General features: G+C 31.7%; 11 protein-coding genes. 7 read left to right on the forward strand and 4 right to left on the reverse strand.

Annotated features, from left to right (window positions below):
- Positions 1-158 precede the first annotated feature (158 nt).
- The 5 genes from CLV86_RS10985 to bglX are packed head-to-tail and all read left to right on the forward strand — an operon-like array spanning position 159 to position 10819.
- The gene (locus tag CLV86_RS10985; RefSeq protein WP_121052353.1) at positions 159-3200 is read left to right on the forward strand and encodes a SusC/RagA family TonB-linked outer membrane protein; all 3042 of its coding nucleotides are present in this window, start codon (positions 159-161) and stop codon (positions 3198-3200) included.
- A gap of 3 nt (positions 3201-3203) precedes the next feature.
- Positions 3204-4670, forward strand: a complete 1467-nt coding sequence (locus CLV86_RS10990; RefSeq protein WP_121052355.1) for a RagB/SusD family nutrient uptake outer membrane protein — start codon at positions 3204-3206, stop codon at positions 4668-4670.
- A gap of 23 nt (positions 4671-4693) precedes the next feature.
- On the forward strand, positions 4694-6847 hold the full coding sequence (locus CLV86_RS10995; RefSeq protein WP_121052357.1) for a PKD domain-containing protein: 2154 nt from the start codon (positions 4694-4696) through the stop codon (positions 6845-6847).
- A gap of 9 nt (positions 6848-6856) precedes the next feature.
- On the forward strand, positions 6857-8503 hold the full coding sequence (locus CLV86_RS11000; RefSeq protein ID WP_121052359.1) for a glycoside hydrolase family 16 protein: 1647 nt from the start codon (positions 6857-6859) through the stop codon (positions 8501-8503).
- A 6-nt stretch (positions 8504-8509) separates the two neighbouring features.
- Positions 8510-10819 carry a beta-glucosidase BglX gene (gene bglX, locus CLV86_RS11005; RefSeq protein ID WP_121052361.1) on the forward strand — a complete coding sequence of 770 codons (2310 nt, stop codon included), beginning with the start codon at positions 8510-8512 and terminating at the stop codon, positions 10817-10819.
- Between the two features lie 82 nt (positions 10820-10901).
- Here bglX and CLV86_RS11010 read toward each other — a convergent pair whose 3' ends face one another.
- On the reverse strand, positions 10902-12101 hold the full coding sequence (locus CLV86_RS11010) for a GAF domain-containing sensor histidine kinase (protein WP_121052363.1): 1200 nt from the start codon (positions 12099-12101) through the stop codon (positions 10902-10904).
- 373 nt (positions 12102-12474) lie between these two features.
- Between CLV86_RS11010 and pdxH the strand changes: the two genes are divergently transcribed.
- Both pdxH and CLV86_RS11020 read left to right on the forward strand, forming a co-directional pair.
- Positions 12475-13122, forward strand: a complete 648-nt coding sequence (pdxH, locus tag CLV86_RS11015; protein WP_121052365.1) for a pyridoxamine 5'-phosphate oxidase — start codon at positions 12475-12477, stop codon at positions 13120-13122.
- 184 nt (positions 13123-13306) lie between these two features.
- A complete protein-coding gene (locus CLV86_RS11020) occupies positions 13307-13792 on the forward strand; it encodes a CAP domain-containing protein (RefSeq protein ID WP_121052367.1) in 486 nt (161 codons plus the stop codon).
- Between the two features lie 362 nt (positions 13793-14154).
- Here the strand turns inward: CLV86_RS11020 and CLV86_RS11025 are convergent, their stop codons facing one another.
- The 3 genes from CLV86_RS11025 to CLV86_RS11035 form a co-directional block, all read right to left on the reverse strand.
- Positions 14155-16095, reverse strand: coding sequence for an OmpA family protein (locus CLV86_RS11025; RefSeq protein ID WP_121052369.1), 1941 nt, complete (start codon positions 16093-16095; stop codon positions 14155-14157).
- Between the two features lie 6 nt (positions 16096-16101).
- Positions 16102-17049, reverse strand: a complete 948-nt coding sequence (locus tag CLV86_RS11030) for a PorP/SprF family type IX secretion system membrane protein (protein ID WP_076732776.1) — start codon at positions 17047-17049, stop codon at positions 16102-16104.
- Positions 17050-17057: 8 nt separating this feature from the next.
- A partial coding sequence (locus tag CLV86_RS11035) for a T9SS type B sorting domain-containing protein (protein WP_147427035.1) occupies positions 17058-19229 on the reverse strand: 2172 nt, incomplete at its 5' end.

The raw sequence follows: 19229 nt of genomic DNA on the forward strand, positions 1-19229 counted from the left end.
TATTTTGATATTTCTTACACCTTATGTTTAAAGGTTTAGCACTATTAATCTAATAATTTTAGGCTCTTTTTTTTGTGTTGTATATTTTTTGTTGCGGTTATTTTTAACAAATCTTTAATAAACAGTTTTAATTTTGAGGAAACAATAAATCTAACTTTATGAAAATAAAAATAACCTTATTATTAACCTTGTGCATAAGTTACTTTAACTACGCTCAAAATATTAATATTTCGGGTACTGTTACAGATGCTGTAGATGGAGGCCCAATTCCAGGTGTAAATATTATTGTTAAAGATTCTAATATAGGATCCTCTACAGATTTCGATGGTATTTACAATATTGAAAATGTACCAACAAATGCTATACTTCAATTCTCTTATGTAGGATATATAACTAAAGAAATTGCAGTTAATGGTCAAACATCAATTAATGTTTTATTGGAAGGAGATGTTGGAAAACTGGAAGAGGTTGTAATAATAGGATATGGAACTCAAAAGAAAAAAGAAGTAACAGGTGCTGTAGCTACAGTTTCGGCAGAAACAATAGAGGCGCTTAAGCCAACTCGTATAGAGCAAGCTTTACAAGGTCAAGTTGCAGGTGTAAATGTAACCTCTCAATCTGGTGCACCTGGTAGTGCTTCAGATATTAGAATTAGAGGAGTTTCAACTAATAAAGATAATAGACCTTTAATTTTGGTAGACGGAAACGTTATTGAAGATTTAAGTGTTATAAACCCAAATGATATTGCAAGCTATACAGTATTAAAAGATGCAACAGCAGGTATTTATGGAGTAAGAGCTGCAAATGGTGTTATTTTAATAACAACAAAAACAGGTAAAAAAAATAAACCAATGTCATTTAATTATGATGCTTATGTTGGTTTTCAAGAAACAACAAGAAAAATTCCTTTGCTAAATGCAACAGAATATGCTTTAATAAAAAATGAAGCAGCTGCTGCAAGTGGTAATAATTTACCTTTCCCTAATACATATGGTTTAGGTAAAGGTACAGATTGGCAAGACGAAGTTTTTGAAACTGCTCCAATATTTAGCAATGCAATAACTGCAAGCGGAGGGACAGAAAAGTCAACATACTCATTTGGTGCTTCTTTATTAACTCAAGATGGTATAGTGGGAGGTAGTAAAGCTAATTTTACACGATATAATTCTCGTATAAATTACGGTTTAGAAATTATAGAAAACCTTAATCTTAAAGCTAACCTTATATATACAGGTACAACCAGAAAAACATTGCCAGAAAGTGGTTTAGGTTCTGTATTGTTTAATGCTGTAAACTTTGCTCCAACCGATGCGCCAACAGATGAAAACGGAGCATTCACCTCTTCGGCAAATTATCCTATAGAGGTTGTAAATCCTTTAAAGCAAATTGAAAACACATTTAACAGAGCTAAAGTCGATAAAATAAGTGGTGTCTTTGGTTTAAATTATAAATTCTTAGATGGTTTTTCTGCAGAAGTAAATTATCAATGGAATTATGCCGAAGTAAGAGAACGTTATTTTTCTCCAATAGTAGAATATGGAAATAGTTCAGTTTTCGATAATGTTAGTGGCATTTCTTTAACCGAAAACTTAAATTACTTTAGAGATTATACTTTTGATGCCATCGTTAATTATGAAAAAAATATTAACGATAGTCATAATGTTAAATTAACTTTAGGTAACTCTGTGTTTAAAACTTCAGGAAACTTTAATTCGCTAGTAGGAGAAAATCTTCCAGAAGGTACAGTTTTTGCTTCTGCAAACGTATTTGATGCTTTAGATGTAACAAATCCAAATTTAGGAAGAAGTACAGAGTTCGATTCTAGATTACTATCTTATTTTGGAAGATTGCAATATAATTACAAAGGCAAGTATCTATTTTCTGCAGTATTAAGACGAGATGGTTCTTCAAAATTTGGTCCAGAAAATAAGTTTGGTTATTTCCCATCAGCTTCTGCTGGTTGGGTCGCTTCAGATGAAAGTTTTTTAGAAAATAGTAATACTATAAATTTCTTAAAATTTAGAGGGTCTTATGGTGTTTTAGGAAACGATAGAATAGATGAGTTTAAGTTTGTATCTACCCTTAATGGAGAAGGCGTTTATGTGTTTGATGACCAAATCATAACTGGTTCTGCTACTGGAGCAATTGCAAATCCAGAAGTAAAATGGGAAGAGCAAAAAGCTTTAGATATTGGTTTTGAAACAAGACTATTTAATAATAAAATAGATATTACTGCAGATTATTTTAAACGTAAAACAGAAAATTTACTTTTAGATATTCAAACATCTTCAATTTTAGGTACTACAGCTCCAGCGGCTGGACCACCAACGGTTAATGCAGGTACTGTAGAAAATAAAGGTTTAGAATTTCAGATTAGTTATAAAGACAATCTATCAGATAATTTTAAATTTAATATCAGTTATAATTTTACAACCTTAAAAAATGAAGTTTTAGAAGTTAATAATGGAGCAGATTTCGTAGAGGGAGGTTCTTTTGGAATTGGTCAAGAGCCTCCTGCTAGAATGCAAGTAGGACAACCAATAGGTGTATTTTATGGATTACAAACAAATGGTGTTTTTCAAACACAGGCAGAGGTAGATGCGCATCCATCTCAGTTAGCTTTAGGTGCCAATGCACAACCTGGAGATTTAAGATATGTAGACCTTAATCAAGATGGTAAAATAGATATTGAAGATAGAACATTTATTGGAGATCCAATTCCAGATGTAACAATGGGATTAAACTTAACATTCGATTATAAAAATTTCGATTTTCAAACTTATTTCTTTGCTTCAATAGGAAATGATATAGTAAGAAATTACGATAGAAATAGTGCAAAAACAAATTTAACATCTTATGCTTTAGACAGGTGGACTGGTCCAGGTTCAACAAACTCTAATCCAAGAATTACAGAAGCAGCAACTACTAATTTTCTGTTTTCAGATTATTATGTAGAAGACGGCTCTTTTGTAAGAGCACAAAATATGCAGTTAGGTTATACATTCGATAAAGATAAGTTACAAAATATTGGTTTAAATAATATTAGGCTATATGTCTCTGTATCTAATGTGTTTACTTTAACAGAGTATAGTGGTTTCGATGCTACAGCATCAAATGGAGCTCCCATAGGAAGTGGATTTGATCCAGGATTTTATCCAAATCCAAGAACATTTTTATTTGGTACTAACGTAAAATTTTAAATTATGAAAAATATAAAATATATAATTCTTTCATCTGTTGCATTAATTGCTACTATTTCTTGTAGTGATGATTTTGTAGATGTTGAACCTGCAAATCCAGCATCAGACAACTATTTTAATACAGAACAAGACTACCAAGATGCGTTAGTTGGAGCTTACGATTTGCTTCAAACTACTTATCAAAATGTTTTATTAGGCGAAATAGCATCAGATAATACTTTGTGTGGAGGAGAAAGTGCTACAGACGTGCCAGGTTTTCAGCAAATTGATGATATGATTCATACTTCAAGTAACTCACAATTACGAGCTATTTGGGGTTGGATGTTTGCAGGTGTCAATCGTGCAAATTTTATTCTTGAGTTTCAGGATAATATAGACTTCGACGGAAAAGAAAACATATTAGCGCAAGCAAGATTTTTAAGAGCATACTATTATTTTGAACTTGTAAAATGGTTTGGAGATGTGCCATTAGTTGTAGATAAACGTATTCTTTTTGGAGAACAAAACGATTTAGATAGAACTCCAAAAGAGGCTGTTTACGCTCAAATAGAGTTAGACTTAATTTATGCAATAGATAACTTACCATATACACAAACACAAGTAGGGAGAATTACAAAAGGTTCTGCCGAAGCACTATTGGGTAAAGCCTATTTATATCAAGACAAATTTGGTGCTGCAGCATTAGTTTTAGAAAATTTAATAGATAATGGGCCTCATGATTTAGTTACTGATTATACAACACTTTTCGAAAATGATAACGAAAATAATATAGAGTCTGTATTCGAGGTGCAATATACAGATCAAGAAGGTGCTGGTTTCGAATGCTTACAATGTAGTGAAGGTAATGTAGCAGTTGGTTTTAATGGTATTCGCAATTATAACGGGCCATTATTCGATTCTGGTTTTAGTTTTAATGTTCCAACACAAGAAGCTGTAGACGAGTTTGAAAGCGATGACCCAAGATTTGAAACAGCAATATTAGATATTGAGGCTTGGGCAGCTTCAACAGGAGCAACTTTTGGTACAGGCTACGAGCATACAGGTTATTATAACAGAAAATATATAGCACGTAAAGGAGATAGTAATATTGGTGATCAAAACTTAACAAATCCAAATAATTATAGGGCAATCCGTTTTGCAGATGTATTACTAATGGCTGCAGAGGCTTTAAATAGAGGAAGTATTGCAGATGATAGAGCTCAAAATTACTTAAATAGAGTAAGACAACGTGCCTTTGGAGATATGAACCATGATGTAACAGTTTCTGGTACAGCTTTAACAGAAGCTATTTATCACGAACGTCGTGTAGAACTTGTAGGTGAAGGACATCGTTTTTTCGACTTGGTTAGAACTGGTCGAGCTGCTCAAGAAATTGATGGATTTATAGCCGGAAAACATGAGTTATTTCCAATACCACAAATAGAAATAGAATTAACTGGTAATCGTTGGGCGCAAAATCCAGGATATTAATAAAAATTAAAATGAGAAAAATCATGAAAAATTTAAAGTACATTTTTAGCTTATTTATTATTATCACAGCTTTTTTAGGTTGTGAACAAGAAGACGATTTACCGGATGTTAGCGCATTACCAGCACCATTTAATGTAGCTGCAGTTGTAACTATAGCTCAAGATAACTCTGGATTAGTAACTATAACACCAACAGGAGAAAATGTTGCTAGTTTTAGAGTAAATTATGGAGATGGATCTGGAACAGATTCAGGACTTTTAAATCCTGGAGAAAGTGCTCAAAACACTTACGAAGAAGGAGTTTATGAAATTGTTATTGCAGCAACTGGAATTAATGGAAAAACTACTATAATAGCGCAAACTATTGAAGTATCGTTTCAAGCACCAGAAAATTTAGTAGTCACTATCGAAAACGATGCTAATATTTCAAAACAAGTAAACGTTACTGCTTCTGCAGATTTTGCAATGTCTTATGAGGTGAATTTTGGAGATCCAGCAGGAACAATAATAATGTCTAATATAGACGAGACAACTTCTTTTGTTTATAACGATGCAGGAACTTATACAATAACAGTTACAGCATTTAGTGGTTCTGTAGATACAATTTCTTATTCAGAAGAATTTGAAGTAACAGAAATTTTAGCGCCGTTAGTTGCAGCACAAGCACCTCCAGCAAGAGCAGCAGAAGATGTAGTTTCGGTTTTTAGTGATGCCTATACAAATGTAACTTTAAACGAGCTGCCAACAGATTGGTCTTCTTCTGCTTTTGAAGCTATTACAATAGAAGGCGATAATGTATGGAAGTTATCTGGTTTAGATTTTATAGGAATGGTAACAAATTACGATAGTGGTATAGACCTTTCTTCTATGGAAAAAATGCATATCGATTATTGGGTACCATCAGGAATAACAAATGGTTTATCTGTTAAAATTGTAAATACAGTAGATGGAGGAGAAGCAGAACAACCTTTAGGAGATACTGTTGCAGGTTCATGGCAAAGTATAGAATTAGACATGACAGGTTTCGATAATGGAAATTTAGCAAACAAAAATAGTATTACACAATTATTAATAGACTCAGATGAAGTCGCTGCATTTGTATATATAGATAATTTCTACTTTTATAAAGAACCAAGTGTTTCTTCTGTACCTTCAATACCAGTAGATTTTGAGTCAACAACAATAAATTATCAGTGGACAGGATTTGGAGATGCTAGTTTTGGTCCAATACCTGCAGAAGTAATAGCAAACCCAGATGCAACAGGAATAAATACAAGTGCTAACGTTTTAAAAATTGAAAAAACGGTAGGAGCTCAAGTTTGGGCAGGAGCATCTATGAGTTTAGATGGAGCTATAGATTTTACAGACGGTACAACAATTAATATGAAAGTTTGGTCGCCATCTGCAGGAGCAACTATAAGATTTAAGTTGGAAGATTCAATGTCAACTCCAGATGCAAATGGAAATCCAACTATTGTAGCAGAGATAGATGCTGTTACAACTGTAGCGAATGGTTGGGAAGTATTATCTTTTGATTTAACTACTTGGGCATCGTTTAATACTTTAGAGTCTTACGACACTATAGTTATTTTCCCAAATTTTGGAGCAGGAGGAAATGGAGAGACATTTTATTTCGATGATATCGTATTTGCTAATGCAGTAACTGCAAATCAAATACCAGTTTCTTTCGAAAACTCTAATATAGTTTACGAGTGGACGGGATTTGGAGATGTAAATTTTGGCCCAATACCAGCAGCTGTAATTGCAAATCCAGATGCAACAGGTATAAATACAAGTGCTAATGTTCTAGAAATACAAAAAACTACAGGCGCTCAAATATGGGCTGGAGCATCAATGAATTTAGATGGAGCTGTAGATTTTACTAACGGAACAACAATTAATATGAAAGTTTGGTCTCCAGCAGCAGGCGAGACCATTCGTTTTAAATTAGAAGACTCGATGTCTACGCCAGATGCAAATGGTAATCCAACAGTTTTTGTAGAAATAGATGGTCTTACAACGGTTTCAAACTCTTGGGAAGTGATTTCTTTCGATTTAACAACCGGAGCTACTTTTAGTACATCAGAATCTTATGATAGAATAGTTATTTTTCCAAATTTTGGAGCTAATGGAAGTGGAAATAGCTACTATTTTGATGATGTAGAATTAACAAACTAAAATATAATTATGAAAAAATATAATAATTTTATTAATATAAGTTTACTAGCACTGTTTACAGTTTTCTTTATCGCATGTCAAGATGAAGATCAAACTTTTGGAGAAATTTTAGCACCTACAAACATAGTAGTTGTTCCAGAAATTGCAGGGCAAGATAGTGCTAACCCAAATGGAGACGGAAGTGGAATGGTAACATTTACAGCCACAGCAGATAACGCATTAAGTTATAAGTACAGTTTTGGTGCAGCACAACAAAATGCACCATCCGGAGTAACTACTTTTACATTTTCAGATTTGGGTGTAAACACTTATACCGTAGTTGTAGTCGCTTATGGTGTTGGTGGAGTTTCAACAAGTACAACAATAGAGGTAGATGTTTTAGCAACTTATTCGCCACCAGCAGATTTATTAGCAACTTTAGTTGGAGATGGGTCAAAAACATGGAGAATAAAATCTGAACAAAATGCACATTTTGGACTTGGACCTGTAGGAGGTACGGTTCAAGCAGAATGGTATCAAGCTGGTCCAGAAGAAAAATCTGCAACCGGCATGTATGATGATCGTTATATTTTTAATGCAGATGGTACTTTTACTCATATTACTAATAGTACAAACGACGATCCAACTGTAGATGTAACGGGTACTGTTTTTGGAAGAGATCCACTAATAAATGAATTAGGACCACATAACGAAACACCAAACGGTGCCGATATAGAAAACTATCCTTATCAAGATTATTCAGAAAGTTGGGTGATAACTGCGCCAGGAGGAATAGAAACAATTAATTTAACAGGCTTAGGTTTTATTGGTTATTATACTGGAGGAAACCATAAATATGAATTATTCCAACGTACAGAGCAACCACCTAACGAATTAGTTTTAAGAACTACAGATGGTAATAGCGAATTCGATTGGTGGTTTATTATTACATCTGAAGAAGAAGGAGCCTCTAACGATTTTCAATCAATTTATAATAACTTGGTATGGCAAGATGAATTTGATGTAAACGGAGCTCCGGATCCAGAAAAATGGACTTACGATTTGGGAACTGGAGATAATGGTTGGGGAAATCAAGAATTACAAACCTATACAAATAATCCTGAGAATATAATTATTGAGGATGGTATGCTTAAAATTACTGCAAAAGCAAATGGTTCTGGTTATACTTCAGCAAGAATTAAAACCGAAGGTCTTTATGAGTTTACATATGGTAGAATAGAGGCAAGAGCAAAATTACCAGCTACTGCAGGAACGTGGCCAGCTATGTGGATGTTAGGAGCAGATTATATAACAAATCCATGGCCTGCATGTGGCGAGATAGATTATATGGAACATGTTGGTAACGATCTTAACACTATACACGGCACATTACATTATCCAGGAATGTCGGCAGGTAATGCAGATGGTAATTCCACTACAGTAGACACAGCTACTTCAGAATTCCATGATTACTCTGTGGAATGGACACCAGATGTAATAAAAATCTTGGTGGATGGAGAAGTATACCATACAGTAATTAATTCTGATTCATTACCATTTAATAGTAATTTCTTTTTAATTCTAAATATGGCAATAGGAGGCACTTTTGGAGGAGATGTAGATCCAGCGTTTACAGAAGAAACTTTAGAAATTGAATATATAAGAGTTTATCAATAATAGAATATGAAAAGAGTTAGTATAACAATATTGTTATGTTTTTTAGTAATATTTTCATGTAAAAATGAAAGTAGTAGTACAGATAAATATTTGGCTGTAAATTCTTCAAATGAAATATCTAGTGTTTCCTCTATAGAAAAGAAAGTTGCAGATTTATTATCAAAAATGACTTTAGAGGAAAAGATAGGGCAGATGAACCAGTATAATGGATTTTGGGATTTAACTGGTCCAGCACCAGAAGCCGGAAATGCAGCGAAAAAATACGATCATTTACGTCAAGGTTATGTAGGCTCTATGCTTAATGTAAGAGGAGTTGAAGATGTTAGAAAAGTACAAAAAATAGCCGTAGAAGAATCAAGATTGGGAATACCATTAATAATTGGTTTCGATGTTATTCATGGTTATAAAACATTATCACCAATTCCACTTGCAGAATCTGCAAGTTGGGATTTAGAAGCAATAAAGGTTTCTGCAGAAATGGCTGCTTTAGAAGCTTCTGCAGCTGGTATTAATTGGACTTTTGCTCCAATGGTGGATATTTCTAGAGATGCACGTTGGGGACGTGTAATGGAAGGTGCAGGTGAAGATACTTACTTAGGTTCTAAAATTGCAGTAGCAAGAGTAAAAGGTTTCCAAGGAGAAGATTTATCTATAAGTAGCACTATTGCAGCTTGTGCTAAACATTTTGCAGCCTATGGTTTTGCAGAAGCCGGTAGAGATTATAATACGGCAGATATTGGTACTTCTACATTAAATAATGTTGTTCTACCTCCATTTAAAGCTGCTAAAGACGCAGGAGTAAGAACATTTATGAATTCGTTTAACGAACTTAATGGTGTACCTGCTACTGGAGATAAATACCTTCAAAGAGATATTTTAAAAGATAAGTGGGAGTTTGATGGTTTTGTGGTTTCAGATTGGGGATCTATAACAGAGATGATTGCTCATGGCTTTGCAAAAGATGGAAATCATGCTGCAGAAATTGCTGCAAATGCTGGTTCAGATATGGATATGGAATCTTATTTGTATGTTAATGAATTAGCAAAATTAGTAAAAGATGGAAAAGTAAAAGAGTCTGTTATTGATGATGCTGCTAGACGAATTTTAAGAGTAAAGTTTGAACTAGGATTATTTGATGATCCTTATAAATATTTAGATGAAGCTCGTGAAAAAGAAGTAACAGGAAGTAAAAAACTTCATGATGCTGCTTTAGATATGGCTAAAAAATCTATTGTTTTACTTAAAAATGAAAATAATGTATTACCTCTAAAAAAAGAAGGTAAAAATATTGCAGTTATAGGTGCGTTAGCTTCAGATAAAACGAGTCCTTTAGGAAGTTGGAGAATTGCAGCCGAAGATAATAGTGCAGTTTCGGTATTAGAAGGTCTTTCGGCTTATAAAGGTAATACAGTAACGTATGCAAAAGGAGCAGATGTAGTTGTTGGAGAACCTAATTTTATTACAGAGGTTAAGATTAATTCAACTAATAAAAGCGAATTTGGAAAAGCAATTGCTACAGCAAAAAGTGCCGATGTTGTAATTATGGTATTAGGAGAGCATGGTTTCCAGAGTGGAGAGGGACGTAGTAGAACAGATTTAGGGTTACCAGGAGTGCAACAAGAATTGCTAGAAGCCGTTTTTAAAGTAAATAAAAATATAGTATTGGTTTTAAATAACGGTAGACCATTAGCAATTAACTGGGCCCATGAAAACATACCAGCTATTTTAGAGGCATGGCAATTAGGTACACAAAGTGGGAATGCTATTGCGCAAGTACTTTATGGAGACTACAATCCGAGTGGGAAATTGCCAATGAGTTTTCCAAGACATGTTGGCCAAGTACCATTGTACTATAACTATAAAAATACAGGAAGACCTAGTTTACCAGGACCAGATGTTGTATTTTGGTCTCATTACCAAGATGAAAAAAATGATCCGTTATATGTTTTTGGGCATGGGTTAAGCTATACAACTTTTGAGTATAACAATCTTAAAGTTAAAAATTTATACAAAAATTCTAAAAATGTTACTGTAAGTGTAACGGTAACAAATACAGGAAAATATAAAGGAAAGGAAGTTGCTCAACTTTACTTAAAAGATGAGTATGCTAGTGTTACTAGACCAGTACGAGAATTAAAAGGATTTGAATTAGTTGAGTTGAATCCTAGTGAATCTAAAGAGATAGAGTTTACGCTTTCAGAGAAAGAGCTAGGATTTTTTAATAATCAAAACCAATTTGTTGTTGAACCAGGAAACTTTAAAGTTTTTGTAGGCGGAAGCTCTAAAGCACAACTTGAAGCTAACTTTAAATTATAATGATTTAAAAAAAGTAATTAAAAATGAAGATTGATAGCTTTTTAATTAGTAAGTGTGTTTATTAAAAATAAACACACTTTTTTTATTTTTCAATTGTAAAAGAAAAAATACTTCCTAAACCTTCTGTAGAATTAACAGAGATACTACCTCCTTGATGCTCGACTAGTTTTTTAACAGAAGCTAAACCAATTCCAGTACCTAAATTTCCATGCTTATCTTTAACCTTAAGAGTGGTAAATAAATCAAAAATAGAAGTTAATTGGTTGTTAGGCATGCCTTTACCATTATCTTTTACACTAAAATTATAATATTTTTCAGATTCGCTAAACTCTACAAATATTTCTGTTGGATTTTTATCTCCATATTTTACTGCATTAGTCAATAAATTAACAAAAATTTGAAGTATTACAGATTTGTTTACTATAATCTCCTTATCTGATTGAGTAGATTTTAATATTACATCACGTTCTGGAATAGCAATTTTAGTAGCTTTTGTAATTAAATCGTTAAAAGTTGTTGTTTCTTTATTGAGTTCTAATAAATCATCATTTTTATAATATATTAATAAACCATCTATGTAATCTTTTAAAGCTGTAGATGAGCTTTTTAGATAGTTTAAATATGTTTTAGACTCATCATTAAGTTTGCCTTTATTTTCGTCCTCCAAGAGCTCTGTTAAAGCTATAATATTTGTTATTGGTGATTTTAAATCATGAGAAACTATTGAGGCAAATTTATTAAGTTCTTGATTACGTTTCTCTAATCTTTTTTTTATGTCTTCTAATGCCTTGTTTTGTAAGCGTTGCTCAAAAAGATTAACTACATGTTTAGACATGGAAATTAAAGCTTTTTTTTGCGTTTTATTTAATTGTCTTGGTTCATGATCGTAAACACATAAAGTGCCTAATTTATAACCTTGCGGATTTATTAACGGTACACCTGCATAAAAAATGGCTTTATGTTCTTCTACCAAAGGATTGTTTATAAATCTTTCATCTTCTCTAGCGTCTTCAACAACCATAATTTTTTCTTTTTGATTTATAGCATGCCCGCAAAAAGAAATATTTCTAGGAGATTCTGAAATAGGAAAACCACAATTAGATTTAATATAATTTCTATCGTTATCTAAAAGTGTTATAAGTGAGATTGGAGCTTTTGTTATATACGACACTATTTCGGTAATATTGTCGTAGCTTTCTTCTGGTAAGGTATCTAAAATGGAATAGCTTTCAACTGCTTTTTGTCTCTCGTACTCATTTTTAGGTGTTAATGGTTCAATCATAAGTAGGTTTTAATGTAGGTGGTTGAATTTTGATAATGAAACTTAGTTTCATTAATGCAACTACGTAAATATTAACATTATAGTTTTAAAAAATAATATAATTATTTACTTTCCTTAATTGTTATACTATTTCTTGTAAACTAAATTTTAAAATTCTTTCACCTATTTTCAATTAGATTGTTTAAACATGGTAAGAGAGCGTAAAGCAAATATATTAATAAATCTTATTTAATTTTTAGTATAAATAGATGCTATTAAATATATAATTTTTAAACTATAAAAGATGAATTTTAAGGCTTGCAATAATCTATTTTTTTATTAAGTATTAAAACTTAAGGCTTAAATTTGTTTTTTAATCTTGTAAATTACAATTATGGAAAAAGATTTAGGTAATTATAGAAAGTCTTACGAAAAAAATGAATTACTTCTTAAAGACACACCAGAAAATCCTATTGAGTTATTTAGAATTTGGTTTAACGAGGTTGATGCTCATTTTACAGAAGATGAAACTAATGCAATGACACTTTCTACTATAGGAAGCAATGGTTTTCCTAAAAATAGGGTTGTGCTACTTAAAAAATATACTCACGAAGGTTTTATTTTTTATACAAACTATAATAGTGAAAAAGGCCAGGCTATAAATAAAAATCCCAAAATATGTTTGTCTTTTTTTTGGGCTGGTGCCGAAAGACAAATAATAATAAAAGGTAAAGCTGAAAAAATTGCAGAAAACTTAAGCGACGGTTATTTTGAGTCTCGACCTAGAGGAAGTCAATTAGGAGCTATTGTTTCTAACCAAAGTAGCGTTATTAAAGATAGAGATGTTTTAGAATCTAATTTAAAAGAGCTTGAAAAAATTTACGAAGGCAAAGAGATACCAAGACCAAAGTTTTGGGGAGGTTATATTGTTAAGCCAATAGAATTTGAATTTTGGCAAGGTAGGCCTAATAGGTTGCATGATCGTATACATTATAAGCTTGAAAAGGATTTTTCATGGGTAAAAACAAGATTATCACCTTGATGCACGTTTAAGTGTTTGTTTTAAACGTTAAAGAGTTGTGTTTTGTGTTTAAAAAGCGGTTTTTAACGATTAAAAACATATGTTTTCGATGAAATGCATGTTTTTAATCGATTTTAACATTTCTTTAACATTTGGTTGGGTTATAGTTGGGTATATTTAATCACCCAAACAAATTATCCCAAATATGAAAACTAATCTTAACCTACTATTGTTAGCCTTATTTTTAATTTTAGCAACTTCTTGTTCTAAAGAAAACGTAGACGATACGGAATTAGGAAATATTATTATTCCAGAGGCAAAGACTATTGAAATTGAAATTATGGAACTTATTAATGCATATAGAATAGAAAATGGTTTAAATGCTTTATCTAATCACGGATTAATAAAATCTCAAACATATAGCCATTCAGATTACATGGCAGAAACAGATAATATTTCTCATTTAAACTTTTATTTTAGAAAAAACTTTTTAGTAAATAATGCAGGAGCTAATATTGTAACAGAAAATGTAGCTTATGGGTATTCTTCTGCAGAAACTGTTGTAAATGCTTGGATTAATAGTGAAGGGCATAGAATTAACATGTTAGGAGACTACACTAATTTTGATGTATCGGCAGAACAGAATGATGAGGGTAAATGGTATTTTACTAATATTTTTATGAAAAATTAGTCTTTATATATGCTATAAATAGCAAATATTTAAATAATTAATTAATAGAGTAGAGGTAGCAATATAAAATTGCTACCTCTTTCTTTATAGTATATTTTATTTCTATTAATTATTAAATAAATAAAAATGTATAAAAAAAATTAAATAATTTTTATCAATTCTTATTTAGTATTTGTTATTAAGTAATAGGTTATATAAAATGATTTATCTAAGAGCTTTAATACAAAAATGATATAATTTTAAGCAACTTATAATAAAGAATTATAAACGGTAAAGTTTTTACTACTTGGTATGATTAGAAAGAGTTGTTATTTAAATAAACTTGTAAATAGTATTAATTATTTTGAAAAAGTAAACAATAATTAATTTACATAACCACTAGTAATTATAAATTTAGAACGTCTGTTTGCTTGATGTTCTTCTTCACTACATTTATTTTTGTTAGCATCATCACAATGGTTAATTAATTGGCTTTCGCCATAACCAATAGCACTTTCAATTCTATTTGTTGCAATTCCTCTTGAATATAAATAGTCTCTAGTTGATTTTGCTCTTCTATCAGATAATTTTTCGTTATAAGAGTGTCTACCACGGCTATCTGTATGAGATTCAATTTTAATTACCATATTAGGATGTTCTCTCATAACAGCAACAATGTTTTCAAGTTCGTAAGCAGCATCTGGTCTAATGTTAGACTTATTATAATCGAAAAATATAGGATTTATTACAATTTCACTATCTATAATTAATGGAGTTAGATAAAGATCTACAATAGTTTCTACACCACTTTCTTGTGATGTAACAACATCTTTTTGGTCTGGTCTGTAAATAATTTTTTCGGCAAGTACAACAAAAGTTTTATTGCAACCTACATCTTTAAATTCATACTCTCCATTTTCATTAGAAGTTTCAGTTTGAATTACCTTACCACTTTCATCCATAAGTTTAACAATAACTTTTGCTAATGGCTCGTTAGATAATTTGTCTCTTGTTATACCTTTAATTATTTGTTTGCATTCGTACTTACCAAAACTATAAATATCATCTCCTCCTTTTCCACCTTCTCTATTAGAAGAAAAGTATCCAGTGTTTGTGTCTGTATTAATAAAAAATGCAAAATCATCAAAGCCACTATTATATGGCGCTCCAAGGTTTCTTACATAAACATCGGATGTGTCTTTTTTTAGTGCATTAGTTTCAAAAATATCATAAAGCCCTAAATTTATATGTCCGTCTGACGAAAAATATAATGTAGAATCTTTTGCTATAAATGGAAAGTTTTCTCTTCCTTCTGTATTAATTTTTCCTCCCAAATTTATAGGGTTTCCAAAGGTTCCATCTTTATTTATTCTAACTCTATAAATATCTGTAAGTCCTAATGAGCCTTGACGGTCTGAAGAGAAATATAAAAATTTTTCTTCTGGATCTAAGGCGGGAGAGCCAGTTGAGAAATCTTCGCCATTAAATGGAAGCTCTTCAATTTTTTTCCATTTTCCGTCTATATTTTTAGCTCTGTATAATTTTATTTGAGATGTGCCTTCTTTATCGTATTTAGCTTTATTTTTTTTGTTTAAATTAATTCTAGTAAAATACATTGTTTTACCATCTTTTGTTATGGCAACAGAACTTTCATGAAAGTCAGAATTTACTTCATTAGAAGATATTAAAGCAGGAGTTTCAACTATTTTCTTACCATCTTTAATTGTTACTGTAGATTGGTAAATATTTAAAAAGGGTTCTTTATTCCATTGGTATAATTTTTTTTCATCTAAAATAGTATCTTTCACTCTTGTTGATGCAAAATATAGGATGCTGTCTTTTTCAAAGCTACCAAAATCTGAATATTCGGTATTAATGTCAAGGTTTTCAAAATCTACATAAACTTTTTCTACAGATTCTAATGCTTCAAATTTTTCAATATCAAATTCATCATCTTTAACTCGTCTGTCATTTTTTTTACGTTCTTTAAAAATAACAGACCATTTTTTAGATTCTTCAAATTGATTTAAACTTCTTAATGTTTGAATATATTTATATAAATATTCTGGATTAACATCTTTATACTTTGTCACTGCTTTTTTATACCAGTAACTCGCTAATTGTACATTAGAATTATTGTAATAGCAGTCTCCTAGTCTTGTTAAAACATGTTCTGTAGTATCGCCTTTTTTTAAAACTTCTAAATATAATTCTGTAGCTTGATAATAGGCATAATCTTTAAAAAAATTATCGGCAACTTTAATTTGTGCAGTCGAAATTGAGACTGTAAAAAAGAACAATATGTATAGTATGTTGTTTTTCATTATTTATTAGAAATATCTTGGAGATTTAATACGTTTTCTTGGTTTATAGACTTCGAACATTAATAAAATTTCATGCGTTCCACTTGTGTATGGTCTTAAATCAGACAGAAAATATTCGTAAGTATAACCTATTCTTAATTGTTGAGATACTTGAAAATCTGCTAAAGCACCAATTGTTGATGTGTCTTGATTATATCGATAACCTCCACCGATCCAGAATTTTTCGAAGAATAATAAGTTTGCATTTATATCGAATGAAATTGGAGCTCCATTAGTAACTTTAAATAGGGTAGAAGGTTTTAATTTTAGATTTTCATTAAGTTCAAAAACATAACCACCAGTAAGATAATAACCAATACGTTCTAAAGCTAAATACTCTGGTCCAGCATCTTCGTTTCCTCTTAAATTATAGTCTGTATTTAATATTCTTGGAGCAGATAAACCTAAATACCATTTGTTACTATGCAGAAATAAACCTACACCCATATTTGGATTCCAACGACTTGAAATATCGCTAAAAAATGGATCTGAATAGATTTGCTCATCATCTAAAAAATCAATAGTATCTAAATTATAATGTGTAAAACCCCCCTTTAAACCAAAGGCTAGTTTTGTAGTTTCGTTTACATTAATTGTGTATGAAAAATCTCCATACATGAATACAAAATTTTCATAACCTAACTGGTCATTAATTATAGATAGCCCTAAACCTACTTGTTCATTTTTTAATGGAGAGTGTATAGATAGTGTTTGTGTACTAGGTCCACCTTTTAATCCTACCCATTGACTTCTATGTAAACCAACAACACTAATTGTTTCTCTACTTCCCGCATATGCTGGATTTACAGATATTGTGTTAAACATATATTGAGAAAATTGAGGTAGTTGTTGAGCATATGAAAACAAACAACTTAATGCTATAATAGCAAATATGTAAACTCTATTTTTTTTCATTAATTTTTTTATTTAGTACCTAAATATAATGGTCCTGTAATTGGATCTGCTCCGCTATCTCTTAAAGTTACTACATAGTAATATGTTCCATTTGGTAACTTATCTGCCGATCCAACAGATTGTTTAATAGCTTGACCACTCCAATCATTTTTATAATCTTTAACATCGTAAACTATAGCACCATAGCGGTTAAATATTTGTAAATCTATAATGAATCCACATTTTAAGTTTCCTTGAACAAAGAAGAAATCATTATGCCCATCTCCATTTGGTGTTACAGCTTTAGATATAGTATAACCTTCAGTTCCACATGGTTGTACACTACATTCGTCATTAATGTTTAATGTTAATCTTGTTGTAGCAATACAATCGCTACTTGAAACAGAGTAATTAAATATATAATCACCAAGTTCTAAATCTACAGGATCAAAAGTACCATCGTAATCAACAATAACGTCTCCTTGTTCTACAACCCATTCACCAGTATCGTCAATACCTTCTGCTAAATAATCAAATAAATTAACAATACCATCAGTATTACAGTGCTCCGCATCAATATCTGTTACAAAGTCTTCACTAATAACATTTACTATATGAGTATACACGCTTGAGTTATTACAACTATCTGTAGCTGTCCATTCCCAAATAATTTGATAATCTTCACCATTTCCAAGATTATTATTAGTTTCTGTGAAGTCGATAACAACATCTATGTTAGAACACTCATCAGAAAATTGTAAAGTTGGAGGTGCAGGAATTTCAGAACAAATAACGTAAGATTCTGGTTCAATATTAGTTAATAAAACAGGAGCACTAGTATCTTCAATTGTTAAAGTTGCAACTAGAGTAGATGTATTTCCACAATCGTCGGCAACTGTATAAGTTACTTCTATAGTTCCTCCAGAACCACAATCTGATACTAAATTAACAAAATTGTAATCTGAAGTTACAGTATTTACACTGTCAACATCACAATCATCAACACCACATGATATTAATGTATTAATATTTGCTGTGTTCCATTCGTCTGCTAATGTTTGATTTTCACTACCGTTACACTCTAAAGTAGTGTCTGTAACAGCACAGTTAGATAAGTCTGGTCCAGTAGTATCTTCAAGAGTAAGTTTTACAGTAATAGTTGCTTCGTTACCACAATCATCAGCTACCGTATAAGTGATAGGCAATGATCCACCAAGACCACAAGCGTTAGTAGTATTGTAGTTATTAAAGTTGTAATTAGAAGTTACAGTAAAAGTACTATCATTATCACAATCATCACCAGGACAAGATTGTAGCGCTAAAATATTAGCAGCATCCCAATCAGCAGCAATCGTTTCATTTAAAGTACCATTACACTCAATAGTTTCATCAACCACATCTGTACAAATAGTAACATCTGGAGGTGTAGTATCTTCAAGAGTAAGTGTTACCGTGATAGTAGCTTCGTTACCACAATCATCAGCTACCGTATAAGTGATAGGTAATGATCCACCAAGACCGCAAGCGTTAGTAGTGTTGTAGTTATTAAAGTTGTAATTAGAAGTTACAGTAAAAGTACTATCATTATCACAATCATCACCAGGACAAGATTGTAGTGCTAAAATATTAGCAGCATCCCAATCAGCAGCAATCGTTTCATTTAAAGTACCATTACACTCAATAGTTTCATCAACCACATCTGTACAAATAGTAACATCTGGAGGTGTAGAATCTTCAAGTGTAAGTGTTACCGTGATAGTTGCTTCGTTACCACAATCATCAGCTACGGTATAAGTAACAGTAATCGTACCACCAAGTCCACAAGTAGAGACAAGATTAGCAAATGCATAATCTGAAGTGACATTAAAAGTAGCATCGGTATCGCAGCTATCTGTACCACAAGATTGTAATGCTAAAATATTAGCAGCATTCCAATCGTTAGCGATTGTTTCATTATTAGTACCATCACATTCCATAGTTTGATCGGTTACAGAACAAGCCGTAAGGTCAGGTCCAACAGAATCTTCAAGTGTAAGTGTAGCAGTAACAGACTCTGCATTACCACAATCATCTGTAGCAGTGTATACAACAGTAATAGTACCACCTGCACCACAAGTAGAAGTAAGGTTTGTAAAGTTGTAATCTGAAGTAATTGTAACATTAATATCATCAGCACAAGCTTGAAGTTCAGCAATGTTAGC

Source organism: Lacinutrix venerupis, assembly GCF_003663945.1.
Lineage (GTDB): Bacteria > Bacteroidota > Bacteroidia > Flavobacteriales > Flavobacteriaceae > Lacinutrix > Lacinutrix venerupis.

What these genes read in the sequence shown, in the direction of transcription:
- CLV86_RS10990 (WP_121052355.1), top strand. Translation starts at nt 3,204, where the DNA reads ATGAAAAATATAAAATATATAATTCTTTCATCTGTTGCATTAATTGCT.
- CLV86_RS11010 (WP_121052363.1), bottom strand. Translation starts at nt 12,101, where the DNA reads ATGATTGAACCATTAACACCTAAAAATGAGTACGAGAGACAAAAAGCA.
- CLV86_RS11000 (WP_121052359.1), top strand. Translation starts at nt 6,857, where the DNA reads ATGAAAAAATATAATAATTTTATTAATATAAGTTTACTAGCACTGTTT.
- CLV86_RS11030 (WP_076732776.1), bottom strand. Translation starts at nt 17,049, where the DNA reads ATGAAAAAAAATAGAGTTTACATATTTGCTATTATAGCATTAAGTTGT.
- CLV86_RS10995 (WP_121052357.1), top strand. Translation starts at nt 4,694, where the DNA reads ATGAAAAATTTAAAGTACATTTTTAGCTTATTTATTATTATCACAGCT.
- CLV86_RS10985 (WP_121052353.1), top strand. Translation starts at nt 159, where the DNA reads ATGAAAATAAAAATAACCTTATTATTAACCTTGTGCATAAGTTACTTT.
- bglX (WP_121052361.1), top strand. Translation starts at nt 8,510, where the DNA reads ATGAAAAGAGTTAGTATAACAATATTGTTATGTTTTTTAGTAATATTT.
- CLV86_RS11025 (WP_121052369.1), bottom strand. Translation starts at nt 16,095, where the DNA reads ATGAAAAACAACATACTATACATATTGTTCTTTTTTACAGTCTCAATT.
- pdxH (WP_121052365.1), top strand. Translation starts at nt 12,475, where the DNA reads ATGGAAAAAGATTTAGGTAATTATAGAAAGTCTTACGAAAAAAATGAA.
- CLV86_RS11020 (WP_121052367.1), top strand. Translation starts at nt 13,307, where the DNA reads ATGAAAACTAATCTTAACCTACTATTGTTAGCCTTATTTTTAATTTTA.